Genomic DNA, 20,179 nt, shown 5'->3' with positions numbered 1-20,179 from the left:
AACATTAACGTTTCAAAAGCGGTTCAATCTTCTTTTCAACCGCTTCTCTTGCACGGAAAATACGTGAACGTACTGTCCCTACAGGACAATCCATTATTGCAGCGATATCTTCATAACTTAAGCCATCTAGCTCTCGCAGTGTCATCGCTGTTTTCAAATCTTCAGGTAGTGCTTCTATCGCACCAAAAACTACGCGTTTCAATTCATTGGACAACGCTAAGTTCTCAGGGTTCGATATTTCTTTTAATGCACTGCCCGTTTCGTAATATTCAGCTTCATCAGCATCAACATCGCTTGCAGGGGGTCTTCTTCCTTGCGCAACGATGTGGTTCTTCGCGGTATTGACAGCAATTCTATAAAGCCAAGTATAAAACGCACTTTCACCCCTAAAGTTAGGGATAGCACGATAAGCTTTTATAAAAGCCTCTTGCGCGACATCTTGGACATCACCTGAATTACCAACATACCTAGAGATTAGGTTACACACTTTATTTTGGTACTTAATGACCAAAAGATTAAATGCTTGTTTATCTCCATTCTGAACTCGCTCAATGAGTACTTGATCGGTCAACTGCTCGTTCATTCGAGCACATACTCCTATGTTAACGGCCTTATCTTCTCAGATATGAACTTTTATTATTCAATAATGTAGTGTTGACACCACAGTTTACATGAGCACTATTGTGACTCTAGTAAATGAAAGAAGTTCAATGATTATTGAATAATTTATCAATTTATTGAACAGTGTACTGTGTAAACACAAACTAACTGATTATCCGTTGTTAAAATTCGCGCTTTTAAACGCCCACCACTTCAACTTTACCAGCTTCTTTAATTGGGATAGTGAGGGCGATATTACCGAATTGCAACCGTTCTTCTGTCCTTATTGTGAAAGAAATTTGAAGGCAAAGCCTTTTAGCCACATAATCATTGGCGTAACTCAAGTAATATAAGACTGCGTAGTATCGTGCTCTAAACAGGAAAAAAGATTTATGGACACAAATCGAGATCATCAATGTGACGTATTAGTTATTGGTAGCGGAGCGGCTGGCCTGACTCTAGCGTTGCGTATTGCTAAAAATGCAAAAGTCGTTGTATTAAGTAAAGGGCCTAGAAGTGAAGGCTCGACTTTTTATGCGCAGGGAGGGATTGCTGCTGTATTTGATGAATCCGATAGTATTGAGTCTCACGTAGAAGATACGCTCATAGCAGGAGCCGATCTTTGTGAAAAAGAAACCGTGGAATTTATTGCCAAAAACGGCAAAAAATGTGTGCAATGGCTTATCGATGGCGGTGTGCCATTCGATAGAGAGGAAGACTATTCCGAAGAAAAGCCACGCTACCACTTAACACGAGAAGGTGGCCACAGCCATCGTCGTATCTTACATGCGGCTGATGCAACCGGAATGGCGATGCAAACCTCTTTACAAGATAATGCGCATAACCACCCCAATATTTCTATTTTTGAAAGATACAACGCACTTGATCTCATTACTGAAGATAAAGTTGGCGGCGACAAGAAAAAAATCATCGGTGCGTACATATGGAACCGTAACGATGAACACGTTGAAACTATTCGGGCCAAATTTGTTGTTTTAGCCACTGGTGGGGCGTCTAAGGTTTATCAGTACACCTCAAATCCTGATGTATCGTCTGGTGATGGTATTGCAATGGCATGGCGTGCAGGGTGTCGAGTTGCGAATATGGAGTTCAACCAATTCCACCCTACTTGTCTATTCCATCCTGAAGCGCGTAATTTTTTACTTACCGAGGCTCTAAGAGGTGAAGGGGCATACCTGCTTCGTCCTGATGGCTCTCGATTTATGCCTGACTTTGATAAAAGAGAAGAACTCGCGCCTCGTGATGTTGTCGCGAGAGCGATAGATTTCGAAATGAAACGATTGGGGGCGGATTGTATGTATCTAGATATTAGTCACAAACCCGATGAGTTTATTGAAAAACACTTCCCAACCATTCATATGCGTCTTCAAGACTTAGGCATTGATATGACGAAGGAACCTATTCCTATTGTACCGGCAGCACACTATACCTGTGGCGGTGTAATGGTGAATCAACAAGGTCAAAGCGATCTAAATCACCTATACGCGATTGGAGAAGTGAGTTACACAGGATTACATGGTGCGAATCGTATGGCATCCAACTCCCTTTTAGAGTGTGTGGTTTATGCATGGTCTGCTGCAAAAGATATACTAACAAAACTCGATGATGCAAAATTACCGCCAAAAGTACCCGCTTGGGATGAAAGTCAGGTAAATAATTCGGATGAAGAGGTAGTCATTCAACATAACTGGCACGAGTTAAGACTGTTTATGTGGGATTATATGGGTATTGTCCGTACCGATAAGCGTTTGGAGCGCGCGATGAGACGAATTCAGATGCTTCAACAAGAAACACATGATTATTATAGTAACTTTAGGGTGTCTAATAACCTATTGGAAATGCGTAACCTGCTCCAAGTAGCGGAGTTAATGGTACGCTGTGCAATGAAGCGTAAGGAGAGTCGCGGACTGCATTATACGCTCGACTACCCTGAGCTTATTGAAGGTTCTGGACCAACGATATTAGTCCCTGGAGAAGAATCTTAATATCAACTGCGAAGCAAAAGGGAGTAATGGTCATCACTCCCTTTTCTTTGCGATGATAGATCGTAACATCACGAGAAACTGACGATAATCTTTCTCAATACATGCATCACACCAAATATTAATTTTGGTCCCTTCAAGCGTGCTGATCTGAACCATAATTGGCTTATACAAAATAAAAACACTTCTGCACCTACTCCGATGGTTGTTCAACTTCAAATCACCAGACGAATAAATTTCTAACCGTCCAGTATTCGAATAAAAGTCACCAACAAAAATCAGCCGAACAAGAGGAACCATCAAATACAAGGAGACCACTGTGGGTAGAGTGGAATGTAACACAGCCCATATCATCGAAATTAAAATACTAATTTGAATGAAATGAGCCATTTTTGAAGGACGTAAGTACAGACTAACTAAACTATTATTAGCGTAGTTTGCTTCTGTTATGCGCAACAATTTTATCAATCATATTGGCTAATTTTTCATCATCACTTCTTCCGTGCTTCATCACCCAATTAAAAAGATCGGGATCATCGCACTCTAAAAGAGCAACAAAATCATGCTTCTCATCTTCAGAAAGTGAATCAAAGCACTCATCATAAAACGGCATGATGACAACATCGAGCTCTAACATGCCCCTTCGACATGCCCATTTAATACGTGCTTTATCTTCTCGTTTATACATCTAACTACCTCTGATTAGTCCTTTATACTGAATATTACAGCTACCTAGACATGATAACGCTAATCCAATGGGTATAAACAATAATGAAAGGATAGCTGACAAAAAAATGTAAGCAGATTAACATTATGGCAATAAGATACCCATTCTAAGAATGACATAGCCAAGGCGATACTACTATGAAATGGCAAAACCGATTCACAAAGCTCGAACTAAATTCAACTGACCATATACCAGAATTAATGGTGACCGACCTTAAATCATGGAATTTAATATCGGTCACGGGAGACGATAAAGAGTCATACCTGCAAGGCCAACTAACCTGTGACCTAGCGACTGTCAGCCCACATGAATCGACGCTAGCCGCTCATTGTGACGCGAAAGGTAAAGTGTTTAGTATCTTCCGCTGTTTTCAGCACAAAGATAGTTACGCGCTTTTTCATCACTCCTCAACAATTGAAACCTCTTTGAAAGAAATAAAGAAATATTCTGTTTTTTCCAAAGTAGATCTAGATATCAGTTCTGATATTGCTATTGGTCTACTTGGTAGCAATGCGGATAACGTCATTGATAACTTAGGCCCAACTCGTGGCAACGTACGAGCGATAGACGGTGGAAGTGCCGTTAAAATTGAGAATAATCGATGGCTCCTAGTATTGAATTGTGATGCAGTCGAAGCAATTTTAGATAACCTACACAATGCCTTTTTCGCTGAAGAAGATATTTGGGACAAATTTGATATTGAAAAAGGAATACCAAGAATCATAGAGGCAACCCAAAACACTCAAATCCCTCAGGCATTTAATTTACAAGCCATCAATGGTATTAGCTTTAGCAAAGGTTGTTATACAGGCCAAGAAACCGTCGCAAGAGCAAAATATAGAGGAACAAACAAAAGGGCGATGGCGATAGTTAAAGGCTATCTTGAATCTGCATCTGACTTACCACTAGAACTGGAAAGGAGTGTTGGCGAAAATTGGCGTAGTGTAGGCGCATTATTTGCGCATTATAGATATGCTGACGGAATCACTATTGGCTTGATTATTCTTCCGAACAACTTAGATAAAGAAACAACATTAAGGCTAGTCAATCAACCCGACACTAACTGGCAGATAGAAAATCTCCCATATTCTATTGAGGAGTAATGTAAAAAATCACAGTGAATTTGGAACCGAGGACGAGGTGACATATCGAATGTTGCCTCACGACTCCCTATATAAATCGCACTGAATATGCAAAAAATAGCAATGAACAACGAAAGCAACATGACCGAAGTAACATCCCACCATCCTCTATATAATCTGAATTCCCTCCCTCAACTATCCGATAGTGTTAGAAAATAGCGTTATCAAATTTAAGAATTTCTGTAACAAGGGACAAATAAATGGAACAAATGTATAATAACCTGACATTAGTTGTGCATTTTTATTCCGATTAATGAATATATATACTCATTATTCCATGCCTCCTATATCCTCCCTTTCCCTGCTTTTATACTCCGTTAACACCTAAGAGCAGGTAAAGTGAATCCACTGATTGAGTCAGTTACATCCACTTTTGTGTAATGCATCTATGACTATTCGCCCGCCATTTTTGGCGGGTTTTTTTTATCTCTTAGTACCCTATTTTGTTACAAAAAACAGAAAGTAGTCTATTCTTTTAAAGTACTCATCGTAGTTTGTATAAATTTCCATCAGAGGCTTCTTTTGAGTATTTCATCAATTGCTAATGAATGTTTTATTTTGAGGCACACATCACGACCAGATAGCATAAATGCTTCATTTTTGACTTAATCAGCACAAAAACCCAATTTAATCCACATCGTGACGGGATTCCACCAATTCAATCACAATATGTTCACATACCTCAAGGTATAATCTACATCGTACGGTATATAACAAGGATAAAATATGAGGCTATTTAAGCGCTATACACCAAGTATGATAGCGAAACATATAAGTCGACTTTTTAAGGGAAGAATATACATCTACGGAATAGGAAGATTTGAATTTGATAATGGAAAATTAATTATTCCCGAAAAAGCAGAAAAGCGTCATTTCCAGACAGTAAAAGAAATAAATCAAGAAATCATGAGACTGCGCTGTGCTTACGCATAATTAGATTCTCAATCTATTAAGACGCATAATTATTTAAAGCATACTGACTCTTAAACTAATTACAAAACTAAAAAGTTTGGCAAATGCCAAACTTTTTAGTTTATAGAACAACCTGTTATCAAGTTTAAACCTGCTGCGATATATTTTGTTGTTTTGCAATATCAGGTAAGTTACCTTTTAACCCTAAGGCTCGTTTCATTACTTCATCTTTTGCACCTGGTAAGCGACTAGCCAGTGTCATTCCAAGCCCTCGAATTAACTTTTTAGCTGGATTTCCGCCCTCAAATAGGTCTTTGAATCCTTGCATGGCCGCAATGACTTTTGCCGCTTCAGCTTTACGCCATCGCTCGTATATACGTAGGTTACTGCGTTTACCTATATCTTCACCTGCATTCCACAAACGAATGACTTCTTGAGCAAGAGAAGCCGCATCCAACAGGCCTAAGTTTACCCCTTGCCCAGCCAGTGGGTGAATAGTATGTGCAGCATCACCGACCAATGCGATTCGATCTAAAACAAAATCTCTGGCGTATCTCATTTTTAAAGGAAAGGCTTGCCTCTCACCAATCAGTTTGCACTTACCCAGTCGCATATCAAACTCTGCACTGAGATGCTTATTAAATTCGACTTCTGGCATAGTAAGTAACTGCTGGGCTCTATTCGGTTCTGTTGACCACACAATCGAGCTCATATTCGTATCAGATAAAGGTAGGAAAGCTAAAGGCCCAAGAGGGGTAAATACCTGTCTTGCGACTTTATCATGATCTTCAGACGTCTGAATATTAGCGACTAAGGCACTGTGCCCATAATCCCAATGCGTCAACGGAATATCAGCCTGTTCTCTAACCCAAGAATTTGCACCATCAGCACCAACAACCAATTTCGCAGTTAAAGACTCGCCACTATCTAACGTTAACCACGCTTCACTTTCACCCATTACAAGCGCATTACATTTAGCTGGCATGAAAAGTGACACATTCTCTTGGCTTGTTATTTGATCAAGTAAAGCAAGCTGAATGATCCTATTTTCTACAATATGTCCTAAATTAGGCTGGCCAAGTTGTGTAGAATCAAATTCTATACGCGCAAAGCTATCTTGCTCCCAAACTTCCATAGCGCAATAAGGGGCTGTTCTTCTTTGTTCTATACCAGACCAAGCCCCTACATTTTTTAATATTTGCTCACTTGCACGGCTTAAGGCTGACACTCTAACGTCAGCCAAAATATTTAATGTTCTTTCCGGTTCATAACCTTCAATAACCGCTATTCGCAAATCGGTATCTTTTAGAGCAGCGGCAAGGGTTAATCCGACCATTCCTCCGCCAATTATCGCAATGTCTACACTCTGCATCATAATTTACCTTTTCACCAAACCCATTGTTCTTCGCAACAGAGGCATTTTTAATAAAGGAATATTGTCCATCGCCATTAATCCAAGGTTTCGCCCTACACGTAGAGACAACCAATCATTAGAGAATATTTGTACCATACCAGTAATTAAAGCTATCGTGCGAGAACGATCTTGTTCCCGACATTTCCTGTACCCACTCAATACTGAATAATCCCCTACATCTATTTGACCATCAATATTTTCGACTAGACTTGCAATATCACGAATGCCAAGGTTAAACCCTTGACCTGCCATAGGGTGAAGCAACTGTGCTGCATTTCCAACAGTAGCAAAGCGGTGAGACACTATTTGATCTTTCTGTTTTAAGATCAATGGATAACTAGCCATCACTCCAGTTTTAATTATTTTACCTAACCGCCATCCAAAAGCTTGTTGTAACTCTTCTATGAATGCTTGGTCTGATAGACCTACCATTTTTTCAGCTTCTGCAGGTTTCAAGCACCACACAACGGACATTCGATTTTTAGACATAGGTAATAATGCGAGTGGACCACTTGGTGTAAAGCGTTCAAATGCTCTTCCATTGTGATGTTCCGATACCTCTACATTGGCAATAACGGCGACCTGATCAAAATCAAATTCGCTGTTGCTGTGACCCAATATATGACTGCATATTGAATCTGCACCATCTGCAGCAACGAGAAGTTTACATTCAATCTCTTTGCCACTGCTGAGTATAATTTTATTCTTCTGCGCGTGTCTTGAAATCCGATCTACAGAGTCGGGGCATAAGTAGTCGATATTATCTGATTCTGAAATAAGATCGCTATAGAGAGAACCGACGTTAGCCAGTTCTACAACATAACCCAACGCTGGCGTATTATACTCGTCTTTTGTTATCTCTGTGATTCCTGCATGTCCACGGTCAGAAACATGAATATATTTGATTTCAGTCGTAAGTGGTTTGATTTTAGGCCAAAGCTTAAACCCTTCTAAGATCAACTTAGTACCATACGACAAAGCAATAGACCGTGAGTCAAACCCTGGATGATTTTCTTTGTCCACTGGGTATGGTTCAACAACAGCAATGGAAAGAGCGCCTTTCGATACATTGCTAAGAGCCAAAGCCAGAGTAGATCCTGCCATCGCCCCGCCAGCAATTGCAACGTCGTAAGTTTTCATTTCGTGGTATCGCCTTAATGTATCGTTGTATCCACTTTATCTTGAGGCGGCTTTTTACCAAACTCTGCATGGATAGTAAGTACGCACGCTTTTACATGCTCGATAACTTGCTCTAGTAAATCAGCTTGCTCTACTAAATCGTCATCTTCATCTATACCTAACTTACTGATCTCTTCTAAATCAGTCAGGGCTTCTTTTATGTCTTTAGGCGCCTTTCTCAGAGCCACATTGACCAAACCAAGGCCAGAAATAAAATGGTTAACCCACTCAGACAACGCATCTGCCATTTCCATCAAATCGGCATCATCATCAGGAAGTAGCATAAACAATTCCATATCGGTACCTGTTAGCTCCTCGATACTTAGAGATAACACGGACTCCGCATACTTTAATGCCCTATCCGGCCACCCCATCCCATCATTGGTATAATCAAAAATCAGTGGTTGCCAACTTTTGTCTGAAATAGACAACCCACCACTTAACATTCCAACTAATAACCCGTGTAATTCTGCTGGAGTAACAGAAAGGCTAGATGCCTGAAGTCCAGATGCTATAGTTACATAATCTGGAAGTGTTGTTTTGCTCATGATTGCTCACATTTTTACTAAAGATAACATATTCTAGCATTTCCACTTGTTAGCGAAAACTGAAAGAAAATTTGATTACCTTTTGGTCACATTGCTGAATTACTGTGTTGTCACTTCGCCATTTTGCTAGTAATAGTGTGAAATACTTGAATCTTCACATGGCATTTTCTATAGTGCTTGTTCGGCTATAGCACAAATATATACCCAAGTGACTTTATAGCTCAGGTGATTTGGGTATATACGTGATAAGAGTTAGTTCACTATGAGTAATCATGCGGTTGAAATTGAAATATTGGGTAAGTTAACTCGAGTTAATTGTCCTCCAGGACAAGAAGAGTCTTTGCGTGAAGCTGCGCAAGATCTTGATAATCGATTAAAAGAAATGACAGAGCGAACTAAAGTGTCCAATACGGAAAAACTGCTCACTATCGCCGCCCTCAATGTTTGCTATGAATTGCAACAAGTGCAGAATAAAAAAGATAACAATCAAGACCAAATTTCAAAACGCATTGAACAACTCAGTGCTTCATTAGATGAAGCGCTTAATTTACCCAAATAAATTTTACTAGGTAGACTATTTATCTAGGATCGTATTAAACTGTTTTACCCTGGGGTGTTTGTCAGTAGGATTTAAGTCCCTGAGCCGATAAGCAATACCCAAGGGTTAGTACTTGATTACTATTGCGCAAGCTCGACTCGTATCGAGAAGCCTACGGTAACCATTGCTGATCCGCCTTGAACCAGCTGGTTCAAGGGCCATTAATCCTCAACGGCACTCTGGGGTATCCTCATGCAAGACTTACGTTTATCAATACGTAAAGAGATCAGGCAAAAAAGAAATCATATTTCTTCTCTTGATCAAACCATAGCGGCTAACGATACGCTATCAAAGATAAAGCAACTACCGCGACTGCAAGAAGCAAAAAACATCGCCATCTACCTTACTGTTGATGGCGAGCTCGACACCCACCCCACCATCGAATATTTCTGGCAAAAAGGCAAAAACGTTTACCTACCAGTCCTACACCCTTTTGCTAAAGGTCATCTGCTCTTTTTGCGTTACGATATAGACACGCCAATGATTGAGAACAAATTCAATATAAAAGAACCTAAGCTTGACCAAACCAAACTTATCCCTATCGCTCAACTCGATATTATATTTACGCCACTTGTTGCTTTCGATATGACTGGGAACCGATTAGGTATGGGGGGAGGGTATTACGATAGAACGTTGGAACAATGGTTTAAAACCGGACGAGGGGCAACTCCAATTGGCATTGCTCACAACTGCCAACAAGTCGACAAGCTACCAAACGAAAATTGGGATGTCCCACTACCTATCATTATTACACCAAGTAAAATTTGGCAGTGGTCACGGTCTCCATTGGGAAATTAGTCAATTAGTCGCTATAATCCCGCACGCATTATCGAGACTATCATACCCTTACTATTAAATTATACGTTCTGGAGAACATCATGACACAAGATGAAATGAAGAAGGAAGCTGGCTGGGCTGCACTCAAGTATGTTGAAGCAGGAAGCATTGTTGGAGTTGGTACAGGCTCAACAGTTAAACACTTCATTGATGCACTTGGAACCATGAAGGATGACATCAAAGGGGCGGTATCTAGCTCTATAGACTCAACAGAGAAACTGAAGGCTCTGGGAATCGAGGTCTTTGATTGTAACGAAATCGATAAATTAGATGTGTATGTTGATGGCGCAGATGAAATCAATCCCGCAAAAGAGATGATCAAAGGCGGTGGAGCAGCACTGACTCGTGAAAAAATTGTTGCTGCGCTTTCAGACAAATTCATCTGTATCGTCGATGGCAGCAAAGCAGTTGATGTCATGGGCGAGTTTCCCCTACCTGTAGAAGTTATTCCAATGGCTCGTTCATTCATTGGACGCGAGCTAGTTAAATTAGGTGGTGATCCTGCTTATCGCGAAGGCGTGGTAACGGACAACGGAAACATTATCATTGACGTGTACGGCTTAAAAATCATCAATCCAAAACGACTAGAAGATCAAATTAATGCTTTACCTGGCGTTGTTACCGTTGGTCTATTTGCTCATCGCGGCGCTGATGTTGTCATTACTGGAACACCAAATGGTGCAAGAATTGAAGAGTAAATAATAAATTTTCCGTAATTTGACTACAAACGGTGCATTTATGCGCCGTTTTTTATTAATTATTCCGTAATATTCTTACCCTTTTGTCATTTTTTTTGATAATTTAGGAGTCAGAAAATGTACAGCAGTATCGTTTGGCAAATAAGTCAGACAAAGGTTATACATTGATTACTATAATTTGTGCCGACGAAACACCCCCCATTTTAAGGACGAGAATTAATGGCTAAAGTATCACTGGAAAAAGATAAGATTAAAATTCTGCTGTTAGAAGGCCTACACCCTTCAACTGTAGAGGTTTTAGAGTCTGCTGGTTATACCAATATTGCATACCACAAAGGCTCTTTATCTGATGAAGAATTGCTAGAAGCGGTAAAAGATGTGCATTTTATTGGTATACGATCCCGAACAAATTTAACAGACGAAGTATTCCAAGCAGCAAAGAAGTTAGTTGCCGTTGGTTGCTTCTGTATTGGGACAAACCAAGTAAACCTAAAGTCCGCGGCAAAACGTGGCATTCCAGTATTCAACGCCCCATTCTCCAATACGCGCAGCGTAGCTGAGTTGGTATTAGGTCAAGTTCTTCTCATGTTAAGAGGCATCCCAGAAAAAAATGCTCTAGCGCACCGTGGGATATGGAAAAAATCAGCCGATGCTTCATACGAAGCTCGTGGCAAAAGACTTGGCATCATAGGTTATGGACATATCGGTACTCAACTCGGCATTATTGCTGAGAACTTAGGGATGCGCGTCTACTTTTACGATATCGAAAACAAGTTATCGTTAGGTAACGCGACGCAAGTCCATACCATGAGCGAACTGCTTAATAAATGTGATGTTATTTCACTTCACGTACCTGAAACTGATGGTACTAAAAATATGATGGGTGCTGAAGAGTTCTCACGCATGAAACCTGGTGCCATCTTTATCAACGCCGCTCGCGGAACCGTCGTGGATATCCCAGCGCTTTGTGAGGCACTTGAATCGGGTCATCTTGGTGGTGCTGCTATTGATGTATTCCCAACAGAACCAAAAACAAATGCAGACCCGTTTGAATCCCCATTGATGAAGTTTGACAATGTCATCTTAACACCTCATGTCGGGGGATCGACTCAAGAGGCACAAGAGAATATCGGTATTGAAGTCGCGGGCAAACTTGCTAAATACTCTGATAATGGCTCAACGCTTTCTTCAGTGAACTTTCCTGAGGTATCTTTACCAATCCATAAAGAGGCATCTCGATTGCTCCATATCCACGAGAACCGTCCAGGCATCCTGACCCAGATAAATACCATCTTTGCTGAGGAAGGTATTAACATTGCGGGTCAGTACCTGCAAACAAACTCTGATATGGGCTACGTGGTTATTGATGTAGAAGCAAGCCGTTCGCAAGAAGCTCTTGTAAAACTGAAAGAGATTGAAGGCACGATTAGAGCTCGTCTACTTCACTAAGTATATATAAATAAAATGGCATCTGGCGATTAATGCCTAGCATTTAAGACAAGGTATTCGTCGTCATTCCCGTGCAAACGGGAATCTTGGTGATATTAGATCCCCATTTTCATGGGGATGACGTTGGTTTTCGTGAAAATAGGTCAATTTTCACCGGGATGACGGTGTTTGATGTCTTAAGTGAACAACATTACATCTGGTGATGTTTTTATTTACCTTTGATTTTTTGTTCACAACGAGTGAGTTCATCTTCAATCTATATCAATCAGATGAACATCGCGAATAGTATTACTTAGTCTGCCAATTTATATATCACCGATACTCTATCTTTAATAACTAAGGTAGAATCGTCATACCCAGCAGGAGCTGACTCGCTTCGACTATCCATTGTTTTCATCATAATCGGTGGCGCATATGAATTGTTGTACGATATTTTCCAAACACCATCGAGATCCATCCCAAACCCTCTCGCCAAAGATTGCGCTTTCTCGTTAGCATCTTTAATGGCTTCGTTTCTGGCTAGCTCTTGATATTTTTTGTGTTCGGTTACTTTCAACTGAATAGTATCTATGCGATTGATGCCATCACCTAACGCGCCATCAATATAAGTATTCAAATGCTCTAACTGCGTCACAACAACCGTCATACTTCTCGATGCTTGATATCCGACAAGCTCTGATTTTCCTGATTTTGGGTAACTATATTTAGGAGACAAGTGAATATTCGTCGCTGAGATGTCATCTCTAGATACGCCGGCATTGGTTAGTCTTGCTATGAAAGCAGTTACTACGTCATCCACTCTTTTCTTTGCATCTTCTGCAGTAAGCGTTGACTCTTCCACTCTTACCGTAAATTCAGCCATATCGGGTTTGACAATCACTTCACCATAACCAGACGTTTCTACATGAGGGAAATTCCAGTTTTCAGCCCAAGAAGGTATGCTGTAGAGCGATAAAATAGCGACAACTGACGTAAGAATTCTTTTCATTCCAATAACCTTAATTACAATTTGAAGATGATATGTTAACGGCTAAAATTTCATTTACGTCATCAAAACGTTAGATTTATTTCTATTGTGGCAGTTTTTCTTTTGCGTATTGGATAATTGCATTAGAAAGTTGCTTAAGCACACCGCTTTCCAGCTGCCAATGATGCCAATACAACGGGTTAGAAATACCAAGATCAGGAACAATATTAACTAAGCTTCCTACTTTAAGTTCTTCACTAATTTGCAGTTTAGGAATCAATGAATACGCCACGCCTAAGGTGGTCAAATTAACAAACGCTTCTGAACTTCTTACTGTATGTTTAACCACACTCGTGATCGATAAAGAGAAGTTTTTTTGAATAAATTGTTCATGCATATGATCGTATTGATTAAATACAACAGCTGGCGCCTTCATTAAGGATTCTCTGGTGACACCATCAGAGAAGTAACGTTGGCAGAAGTCTGGGCTTGCCACACATATATACTCTGACACCCCCAAAAAATCAGCTACGCAACCGGGTATTGAGTCGTTTTCTATACATATTGCCCCCACCACTTCACCTGTCCTTAGTTTCTCTAAGGTTCGATTTTCATCATCAACAATGAAGTTAAGCGCTAACTTGGATTCTAAAAGAATCGGTGCAAGGCTTGGCAACAACCAAGTGGCTAAACTGTCTGCATTAGTCGCTATTGACACATCGATGGGCAGATCACTGTCGCTGCTGTTTAGATCCGGCAGAAGATCTTGTTCCAACAGAGAAACCCTACGATATAGCCCCAAAAGTTTTTGACCTACCAGTGTTGCTCTCGGTGGTTGCTCTCTTACCAATACTGGTTGTGAAGACCACTTCTCCAACTGCTTAATTCTTTGAGAAACAGCCGATTGAGAAATACACAATTTTTTTGCGGCTTTCTCAAAACTGCGATAGTCAACCACGGCATCTAGCGTTTCTATCCATCGATAATCCAAACCTCTCATAGAGAGTTCCTTAATAATTATTAGCATTACTTATTATATATTAATATTATTAAATTTATTTATGTTAGTACATTCATTATGCTGTATTCAATTTCTGATCGACATTAAGGTACAGACGTGAATTTTTGGATTTTATTTCAAGGTTTTGGATTGGGGGCGAGCATGATCATCCCCATTGGTGCGCAGAACGCTTATATCTTAAATCAAGGGATAAAAAAGAATCATCATTTAACCGCCGCCACGTTGTGCAGCTTGATAGATGCATTATTAATCTCACTTGGTGTTTTTGGTGGCGGTGCCATTTTATCTCAAAACGAACTTTTATTAAGCACGGTAACTATAGGTGGCATTGCTTTTCTTACTTTTTACGGTTACTTATCTCTAAAAAGTGCCTTTCAATCTCAAACTGAAAAGCTCGATATCAGTACCATTACCAAAAGTCGACGTAGCGTAATTCTAAGTGTGTTCGCCGTGTCTCTACTCAACCCACATGTCTATTTGGATACCGTTGTTGTCCTCGGTTCCATTGGAGGTCAATTTGAAGGGAATGATAGATTATCTTTCGCTATTGGTACCATGACCGCTTCATTTGTCTGGTTTTTTGCCTTATCAATTGCAGCATCTAAGCTCGCGCCAACACTGTCAAAACCCAAAGTAAAAGCAAGTATCGATATAGGTGTCGCTCTAATTATGTTTCTCATTGCGGCGTCTCTTGCCAAAGAACTTATCATTCAACATCTATAACGGATGAAATTTGCATCAAAAAAAAGCCCCAATTTAGGTAATGCCGATCATTTAAGACAAAGTAGTCATCGTCATTCCCGTGAAAACGGGAATCTGTGTGGGTTTAGATCCCCACTTTCGTGAGGATGACGGAGTTTGATCTCTTAAGTGAACAACATTGCCCAATCTAAGGGCTTTCTTATAATGAAAAGGATTATTATTTAACTCTCTTTGTTTAGATGCACATCCATCTGTGGGAACGGAATCTCAATGCCCTCTTTATCCAAGCCTTCTTTGATAGCTTGAAGGGTATCAAAATAAACAGCCCAGTAATCTGCAGTGCTGCACCAAGGGCGAGCAACAAAGTTAACCGATGAATCAGCAAGAGCAACAACACCAACCGTGATTCCCGGCTCTTTTAAAATACGTTCGTCAGCTTCAAGAATTCGAGTAATCACTTCTTTAGTTTTCTGAAGATCTGCAGAATATGATACACCGATAACATGATCAATACGGCGAGTATCATGATGTGAGTAGTTAACAATTGCCCCACCAATCACAGCGCCATTAGGAACCACGACCATTTTATTATCAGGTGTGGTTAATACCGTTTGAAATATTTGAATAGATTGAACTGAGCCAGCTACTCCGCCAATTTCAACATAGTCACCCGACTTAAATGGACGGAACGCAACAATAAGGACACCCGCAGCAAAATTAGAAAGCGATCCTTGTAAGGCTAAACCAACGGCTAAGCCTGCAGCACCAATAACCGCAACCACTGAGGCGGTTTGAACACCAAGCCGACCTAACGCAGCAATCAATACGATGACAAACAAAAGATAACGAACTAAAGCATGGACAAAATCAACAACCGCTTTGTCCAAGTTTTTCTTATTTAAAGCCTTGGCGACAGTGTTAGCTATACCTTTTACAATCAAGTTACCAATAAAGAGAATCAGCACAGCAGAGATGATATTTACGCCGTATTGAATCAATAGATCTGAGTTATCGGTAAACCACGTCTCTGCCATTGAGAGACTATCCGTTACACCTGCAACTACCGTGTCTTCACTCGCCATTTTTCCATCCTTAAAAATTAGTTATACCACTGACCTTACGCTATAAGAATTTTATTCCCGTAGCAAAGGCATCATGATTTATATCGCTTTAGTCAGCTCAAAACAAAATTACATTAAATTAATTTATACTACATTAGCATGCTGTTGTTTTATCGTTCATAAAGAAACATGTTTCTGATAGGTAGACGATAACGCAACCACCAAAAAAAAATCCAGACTCTAAACTAAAAATAACGATAATTTCACTACTAATGTTGTTTATTGTTATGCTGTTGTGAAATTTAAGCACAAAAAAACCGCTCTATCGAGCGGTTTTTACTATTTAACGATTTAAACGAATTATAGTACGTCTACCGCGTTAAGGTCAGAGAACGCTTTTTCAAGGCGCGTAACCATAGAAACTTGAGCAGCACGTAACCATACACGTGGATCGTAATGTTTCTTGTTAGGTGCTGATTCACCCGTTGGGTTACCGATTTGACCCTGCAAGAAATCGTGATTAGCCGCTTCGTATTGACGGATACCATCCCAACATGCCCACTGAGTATCAGTATCGATGTTCATTTTGATAACACCATAACCGATAGACTCTTGAATCTCTTCTTCAGAAGAACCAGATCCACCGTGGAATACGAAGTTAAGTGCATTTGGTGCAAGACCAAATTTCTCAATACAGTAAGCTTGAGAGTCACGTAAAATAGTTGGAGTAAGTACAACGTTACCAGCTTGGTAAACACCGTGTACGTTACCGAAAGATGCAGCGATAGTGAAGTTAGGGCTGATAGCGTTCAACTTCTCATATGAATATGCAACATCTTCAGGAGAAGTGTAAAGCTCAGACGCGTCCATATCAGAGTTATCTACGCCATCTTCTTCACCACCAGTACAACCTAGTTCAATCTCTAGAGTCATACCCATTTTCGCCATGCGAGCAAGATATTGACCACAAATTTCAATGTTTTCTTCAAGAGGCTCTTCAGAAAGATCGATCATGTGAGAAGAGAATAGAGGCTTACCCGTTTGAGCGAAGAACTCTTCACCTGCATCTAGCATTCCGTCAATCCAAGGAAGAAGCTTCTTAGCTGCGTGGTCAGTATGCAGAATAACTGGAACACCGTAAGTAGCGGCAACAGCGTGTACATATTTAGCACCAGCTACAGCACCTAGAACCGCAGCGCCTTGACCTTCTAACTTAACACCTTTACCAGCGAAGAATGCAGCACCGCCGTTAGAGAACTGAACGATAACAGGAGCTTTAGCTTTAGCTGCTGCTTCTAATACTGCGTTTACAGAATCAGTACCAATACAGTTAACTGCTGGAAGTGCAAAGTTGTTTTCTTTTGCAACTTCAAATACTTTTTGTACGTCTGCTCCAGAGATAACACCTGGTTTTACGAAATCGAAGATCTTAGACATGGAATGAGTCCTATTTTCTGTCGTTTTAAATTAAATTCTTAAAAATTTGCAATCGTTTGCTCATAACGCGCAGGCATTCTAACAATAAATAGCCAGCATCAGCAAACACAAAGGCGAGAGTATATTCTCGCCTCCATAAATCATTATGCTTTAGCACGTTCTTCTAGCATTGCTACAGCAGGAAGTACTTTGCCTTCAACAAACTCAAGGAATGCACCGCCACCTGTTGAGATGTAAGACACATCTGCTTTAATACCGAATTTGTCGATGGCAGCAAGAGTATCACCTCCTCCAGCGACAGAGAAACCTTCTGATTCAGCAATAGCTTTAGAGATACCAGCGGTGCCTGCTTCAAAGTTTTTGAATTCAAATACGCCAACAGGACCATTCCAAAGAATGGTTTTAGCGTTGCTGATAATATCAGCAAGAACCGCGGTAGAATCTGGGCCAAGGTCAAAAATCATGTCATCATCTTGAACCTCAGATACATGCTTAATTACCGCTTCCGCATTTTCATCAAATGCTTTTGCACAAGCAACATCCGTTGCTACAGGGATTGCACATTCTTTCATTAATATCTTAGCGGTTTCAACTAGGTCTGCCTCGTATAAAGACTTACCTACATTGTGACCTTCAGCTGCGATAAATGTATTCGCAATACCACCACCAACAACAAGTTGGTCCGCAATTTTAGAGAGTGACTTAAGAACGGTTAGTTTAGTTGAAACCTTAGAACCACCAACAATAGCAACAAGAGGACGCGCTGGATTGTCCATCGCTTTGCCTAGTGCTTCAAGTTCTGCAGCAAGAAGAGGGCCTGCACAAGCAATTGGTGCGTTAGTTCCAACACCGTGAGTTGAAGCTTGAGCTCGGTGAGCAGTACCAAACGCATCCATTACAAATACATCACAAAGCGCCGCATACTTCTTAGAAAGCGCTTCTTCGTTCTTCTTCTCGCCTTTATTAAAGCGAACATTTTCAAGAACAACAAGCTCACCCGTGTTTAGTTCAAGACCGTTTAGGTAATCTTTTGCAAGTTTTACTTCGCAATCAAGTGCATCGTTTAAATAGTTAACTACAGGTGCTAGAGAGAACTCTTCAGCATATTCGCCTTCTGTAGGACGACCTAAGTGTGAAGTAACCATAACTTTGGCGCCAGCTTCTAGGCACATCTTGATAGTTGGAAGTGATGCTAGAATACGCGCATCAGAAGTTACTTTACCGTTTTTTACTGGTACGTTTAGATCAGCACGAATAAATACACGTTTACCTGCTAGATCCAGGTCAGTCATCTTGATTACAGACATTGTTTGTCCTCTCGATTTATAAATTTAAGAAAGTTTGTTTAGCTCGGCATATACCCAAGCATAGAAATTCTTTAACTGCTATGTCATGTGGGGGTAGATTCCATTTATTTCAATGGGCAAATAAATTATTTAAGCTACTTTTTACACGACAGCATTGCAATAGTTGTGTCTAGCATCCTATTGGCGAAACCCCATTCGTTGTCACACCAAACTAGCATTTTCACTAGACGACCATCACTCACTCTAGTTTGCGAACCATCCACGATTGCACTGTGTGAATCATGATTGAAGTCGATCGAAACTAAAGGCTTCTCAGTATAGTCAACAATGTGACGTAATGTACACTGAGATGCCTCTATGATGGTTTGATTTACGTCATTAACTTTCACTTTTGTGTTAATTGTGACGCTTAAATCCATTGCCGTCACATTTACAGTCGGTACTCGTACCGAAATTGCTTCAAATTTGTTGGAAAATTTCGGAAATATTCTTTCGATTCCTTTATGAAGTTTCGTATCCACAGGAATGATTGACTGGCTAGCGGAGCGAGACCTTCTCAGATCCGGATGATAAGCATCAATAACTTGTTGATCATTCATCGATGAATGAATCGTGGTGATAGTGCCAGAGTCGATTCCAAATGCCTCATCCAATACTTTAATTATCGGTACGATACAGTTGGTTGTACAGGAACCATTTGACACAATATTGTGCTTATCCAGAAGCGTTTCATGGTTAACACCATAGATAATGGTATTGTCTAGATCGTTTGCTCCTGGATGAGAAAACAATACCTTTTTTGAGCCCGCCGCAATATGTTTAAGCCCATCTTCTCTATTTCCATATACACCCGTGCAATCTAAAACAATATCGACTTGCAGATCTCTCCACGGTAGTAGCTCAATATCCGCTAAATGAAGAATTCGAACCGAATCAAACTCGCCATTTTGATGATGGATAAAAAGGTGTTCTTGGTCGTTAGATACTTTTTTACCAAAACGTCCATGGCTAGTGTCGTATTGAAGCAGATGCGCCATCGCATCCGGTTGTGCCAACTCATTGACGGCAACAACTTGAATCTGGTTATTTTTACCACTTTCATAAAGCGCTCGCAGCACATTACGACCTATCCGGCCGAAGCCATTAATTGCTATTTTTAGCATCGACTGATATCTCATCCTTTTTGTCTGAACAAGGATAATACTGGATATAGAGATAAATCGCATGCAGAAAAAAACCGAGCAAAGTGCTCGGTTTGATTTCGCGATGATGCGTACGGTTACGCGAGCACTTCATTCGCGGCTTTAACCACGTTCTCGACTGTAAAGCCGAACATCTTGAAGAGTTCACCCGCTGGAGCAGACTCACCAAAGGTGGTCATTCCGATAATACGACCGTCAAAACCAACGTACTTGTACCAGAAATCAGCAATACCTGCTTCAACAGCAATACGTGCTCTTACGTCAGCAGGAAGAACAGCTTCACGATAAGCGGCGTCTTGCTTATCAAACACATCCGTTGCAGGCATAGAAACTACGCGTACTTTTTTGCCTTCTGTTGTCAGTTGCGCGGCTGCT

Annotated in this window: 20 protein-coding genes and 1 other RNA gene; 9 read left to right on the top strand and 12 right to left on the bottom strand. The window is 40.5% G+C overall.

Features of this window, described 5'->3' with window-relative positions; translation table 11 throughout:
- Window positions 1-4: 4 nt before the first annotated feature.
- Complete coding sequence (gene rpoE, locus AACW90_RS18605; RefSeq protein WP_390237445.1) at window positions 5-583, bottom strand: RNA polymerase sigma factor RpoE; 579 nt, start codon at window positions 581-583, stop codon at window positions 5-7.
- Window positions 584-992: 409 nt separating this feature from the next.
- Here rpoE and nadB point away from each other — a divergent pair, with 409 nt between their 5' ends.
- Window positions 993-2,606 carry an L-aspartate oxidase gene (gene nadB / locus AACW90_RS18600; RefSeq protein ID WP_390237443.1) on the top strand — a complete coding sequence of 538 codons (1,614 nt, stop codon included), beginning with the start codon at window positions 993-995 and terminating at the stop codon, window positions 2,604-2,606.
- A gap of 424 nt (window positions 2,607-3,030) precedes the next feature.
- Here the strand turns inward: nadB and AACW90_RS18595 are convergent, their stop codons facing one another.
- A complete protein-coding gene (locus AACW90_RS18595; RefSeq protein ID WP_275135530.1) occupies window positions 3,031-3,291 on the bottom strand; it encodes an FAD assembly factor SdhE in 261 nt (86 codons plus the stop codon).
- Between the two features lie 176 nt (window positions 3,292-3,467).
- Here AACW90_RS18595 and ygfZ point away from each other — a divergent pair, with 176 nt between their 5' ends.
- Together ygfZ and AACW90_RS18585 are read left to right on the top strand one after the other, a co-directional pair.
- Entirely contained in the window at window positions 3,468-4,433 is a 966-nt protein-coding gene (gene ygfZ / locus AACW90_RS18590; RefSeq protein ID WP_390237440.1) for a tRNA-modifying protein YgfZ, read from the top strand.
- A gap of 765 nt (window positions 4,434-5,198) precedes the next feature.
- Window positions 5,199-5,405, top strand: a complete 207-nt coding sequence (locus AACW90_RS18585) for a DUF1107 domain-containing protein (protein ID WP_195702166.1) — start codon at window positions 5,199-5,201, stop codon at window positions 5,403-5,405.
- 124 nt (window positions 5,406-5,529) lie between these two features.
- Here the strand turns inward: AACW90_RS18585 and AACW90_RS18580 are convergent, their stop codons facing one another.
- Genes AACW90_RS18580 through AACW90_RS18570 form a run of 3 tightly spaced genes read right to left on the bottom strand, consistent with a single transcriptional unit; the run spans window position 5,530 to window position 8,525 of the window.
- Entirely contained in the window at window positions 5,530-6,759 is a 1,230-nt protein-coding gene (locus AACW90_RS18580; RefSeq protein WP_390237436.1) for an FAD-dependent 2-octaprenylphenol hydroxylase, read from the bottom strand.
- A 3-nt stretch (window positions 6,760-6,762) separates the two neighbouring features.
- A complete protein-coding gene (gene ubiH / locus AACW90_RS18575) occupies window positions 6,763-7,938 on the bottom strand; it encodes a 2-octaprenyl-6-methoxyphenyl hydroxylase (protein WP_390237434.1) in 1,176 nt (391 codons plus the stop codon).
- Between the two features lie 14 nt (window positions 7,939-7,952).
- Entirely contained in the window at window positions 7,953-8,525 is a 573-nt protein-coding gene (locus AACW90_RS18570; RefSeq protein WP_390237431.1) for a YecA/YgfB family protein, read from the bottom strand.
- A 262-nt stretch (window positions 8,526-8,787) separates the two neighbouring features.
- Here AACW90_RS18570 and zapA point away from each other — a divergent pair, with 262 nt between their 5' ends.
- The 5 genes from zapA to serA all read left to right on the top strand — a co-directional run bounded on the left by zapA (window position 8,788) and on the right by serA (window position 12,107).
- A complete protein-coding gene (zapA, locus tag AACW90_RS18565; protein WP_275135525.1) occupies window positions 8,788-9,084 on the top strand; it encodes a cell division protein ZapA in 297 nt (98 codons plus the stop codon).
- 43 nt (window positions 9,085-9,127) lie between these two features.
- Window positions 9,128-9,313, top strand: a non-coding RNA gene (gene ssrS, locus AACW90_RS18560) — 6S RNA.
- 2 nt (window positions 9,314-9,315) lie between these two features.
- Window positions 9,316-9,921 carry a 5-formyltetrahydrofolate cyclo-ligase gene (locus tag AACW90_RS18555; protein ID WP_390237427.1) on the top strand — a complete coding sequence of 202 codons (606 nt, stop codon included), beginning with the start codon at window positions 9,316-9,318 and terminating at the stop codon, window positions 9,919-9,921.
- A gap of 80 nt (window positions 9,922-10,001) precedes the next feature.
- Window positions 10,002-10,658: a ribose-5-phosphate isomerase RpiA gene (rpiA, locus tag AACW90_RS18550; protein ID WP_390237424.1), complete on the top strand. Its 657-nt coding sequence runs from the start codon at window positions 10,002-10,004 to the stop codon at window positions 10,656-10,658.
- 219 nt (window positions 10,659-10,877) lie between these two features.
- Window positions 10,878-12,107: a phosphoglycerate dehydrogenase gene (gene serA, locus AACW90_RS18545; protein ID WP_390237421.1), complete on the top strand. Its 1,230-nt coding sequence runs from the start codon at window positions 10,878-10,880 to the stop codon at window positions 12,105-12,107.
- A 292-nt stretch (window positions 12,108-12,399) separates the two neighbouring features.
- On the opposite strand, the gene AACW90_RS18540 is transcribed toward serA, so the two are convergent.
- Entirely contained in the window at window positions 12,400-13,095 is a 696-nt protein-coding gene (locus AACW90_RS18540; protein ID WP_390237419.1) for an oxidative stress defense protein, read from the bottom strand.
- An 82-nt stretch (window positions 13,096-13,177) separates the two neighbouring features.
- Entirely contained in the window at window positions 13,178-14,074 is an 897-nt protein-coding gene (locus tag AACW90_RS18535) for a LysR family transcriptional regulator ArgP (RefSeq protein WP_390237417.1), read from the bottom strand.
- A 117-nt stretch (window positions 14,075-14,191) separates the two neighbouring features.
- Here AACW90_RS18535 and AACW90_RS18530 point away from each other — a divergent pair, with 117 nt between their 5' ends.
- A complete protein-coding gene (locus tag AACW90_RS18530) occupies window positions 14,192-14,818 on the top strand; it encodes a LysE/ArgO family amino acid transporter (RefSeq protein WP_390237414.1) in 627 nt (208 codons plus the stop codon).
- Between the two features lie 200 nt (window positions 14,819-15,018).
- On the opposite strand, the gene mscS is transcribed toward AACW90_RS18530, so the two are convergent.
- The 5 genes from mscS to AACW90_RS18505 all read right to left on the bottom strand — a co-directional run.
- Window positions 15,019-15,879, bottom strand: a complete 861-nt coding sequence (gene mscS, locus AACW90_RS18525; protein ID WP_390237411.1) for a small-conductance mechanosensitive channel MscS — start codon at window positions 15,877-15,879, stop codon at window positions 15,019-15,021.
- Between the two features lie 339 nt (window positions 15,880-16,218).
- Window positions 16,219-17,295 carry a class II fructose-bisphosphate aldolase gene (gene fbaA / locus AACW90_RS18520; RefSeq protein ID WP_390237409.1) on the bottom strand — a complete coding sequence of 359 codons (1,077 nt, stop codon included), beginning with the start codon at window positions 17,293-17,295 and terminating at the stop codon, window positions 16,219-16,221.
- 143 nt (window positions 17,296-17,438) lie between these two features.
- Entirely contained in the window at window positions 17,439-18,602 is a 1,164-nt protein-coding gene (locus AACW90_RS18515; protein WP_390237406.1) for a phosphoglycerate kinase, read from the bottom strand.
- A 134-nt stretch (window positions 18,603-18,736) separates the two neighbouring features.
- Window positions 18,737-19,765: an erythrose-4-phosphate dehydrogenase gene (gene epd / locus AACW90_RS18510; protein WP_390237403.1), complete on the bottom strand. Its 1,029-nt coding sequence runs from the start codon at window positions 19,763-19,765 to the stop codon at window positions 18,737-18,739.
- A 116-nt stretch (window positions 19,766-19,881) separates the two neighbouring features.
- A partial coding sequence (locus tag AACW90_RS18505; RefSeq protein ID WP_390237401.1) for a transketolase-like TK C-terminal-containing protein occupies window positions 19,882-20,179 on the bottom strand: 298 nt, incomplete at its 5' end.

Origin of the sequence: Vibrio frigidus (assembly GCF_042465995.1) — a bacterium.
Classification (GTDB): domain Bacteria; phylum Pseudomonadota; class Gammaproteobacteria; order Enterobacterales; family Vibrionaceae; genus Vibrio.
This window is presented reverse-complemented; position numbering and strand designations above follow the sequence as displayed.

What these genes read in the sequence shown, in the direction of transcription:
- AACW90_RS18570 (WP_390237431.1), bottom strand. Translation starts at nt 8,525, where the DNA reads ATGAGCAAAACAACACTTCCAGATTATGTAACTATAGCATCTGGACTT.
- epd (WP_390237403.1), bottom strand. Translation starts at nt 19,765, where the DNA reads ATGCTAAAAATAGCAATTAATGGCTTCGGCCGGATAGGTCGTAATGTG.
- AACW90_RS18580 (WP_390237436.1), bottom strand. Translation starts at nt 6,759, where the DNA reads ATGATGCAGAGTGTAGACATTGCGATAATTGGCGGAGGAATGGTCGGA.
- AACW90_RS18540 (WP_390237419.1), bottom strand. Translation starts at nt 13,095, where the DNA reads ATGAAAAGAATTCTTACGTCAGTTGTCGCTATTTTATCGCTCTACAGC.
- AACW90_RS18585 (WP_195702166.1), top strand. Translation starts at nt 5,199, where the DNA reads ATGAGGCTATTTAAGCGCTATACACCAAGTATGATAGCGAAACATATA.
- AACW90_RS18555 (WP_390237427.1), top strand. Translation starts at nt 9,316, where the DNA reads ATGCAAGACTTACGTTTATCAATACGTAAAGAGATCAGGCAAAAAAGA.
- AACW90_RS18595 (WP_275135530.1), bottom strand. Translation starts at nt 3,291, where the DNA reads ATGTATAAACGAGAAGATAAAGCACGTATTAAATGGGCATGTCGAAGG.
- serA (WP_390237421.1), top strand. Translation starts at nt 10,878, where the DNA reads ATGGCTAAAGTATCACTGGAAAAAGATAAGATTAAAATTCTGCTGTTA.
- rpoE (WP_390237445.1), bottom strand. Translation starts at nt 583, where the DNA reads ATGAACGAGCAGTTGACCGATCAAGTACTCATTGAGCGAGTTCAGAAT.
- ygfZ (WP_390237440.1), top strand. Translation starts at nt 3,468, where the DNA reads ATGAAATGGCAAAACCGATTCACAAAGCTCGAACTAAATTCAACTGAC.
- nadB (WP_390237443.1), top strand. Translation starts at nt 993, where the DNA reads ATGGACACAAATCGAGATCATCAATGTGACGTATTAGTTATTGGTAGC.
- ubiH (WP_390237434.1), bottom strand. Translation starts at nt 7,938, where the DNA reads ATGAAAACTTACGACGTTGCAATTGCTGGCGGGGCGATGGCAGGATCT.
- fbaA (WP_390237409.1), bottom strand. Translation starts at nt 17,295, where the DNA reads ATGTCTAAGATCTTCGATTTCGTAAAACCAGGTGTTATCTCTGGAGCA.
- zapA (WP_275135525.1), top strand. Translation starts at nt 8,788, where the DNA reads ATGAGTAATCATGCGGTTGAAATTGAAATATTGGGTAAGTTAACTCGA.
- rpiA (WP_390237424.1), top strand. Translation starts at nt 10,002, where the DNA reads ATGACACAAGATGAAATGAAGAAGGAAGCTGGCTGGGCTGCACTCAAG.
- AACW90_RS18515 (WP_390237406.1), bottom strand. Translation starts at nt 18,602, where the DNA reads ATGTCTGTAATCAAGATGACTGACCTGGATCTAGCAGGTAAACGTGTA.
- AACW90_RS18535 (WP_390237417.1), bottom strand. Translation starts at nt 14,074, where the DNA reads ATGAGAGGTTTGGATTATCGATGGATAGAAACGCTAGATGCCGTGGTT.
- mscS (WP_390237411.1), bottom strand. Translation starts at nt 15,879, where the DNA reads ATGGCGAGTGAAGACACGGTAGTTGCAGGTGTAACGGATAGTCTCTCA.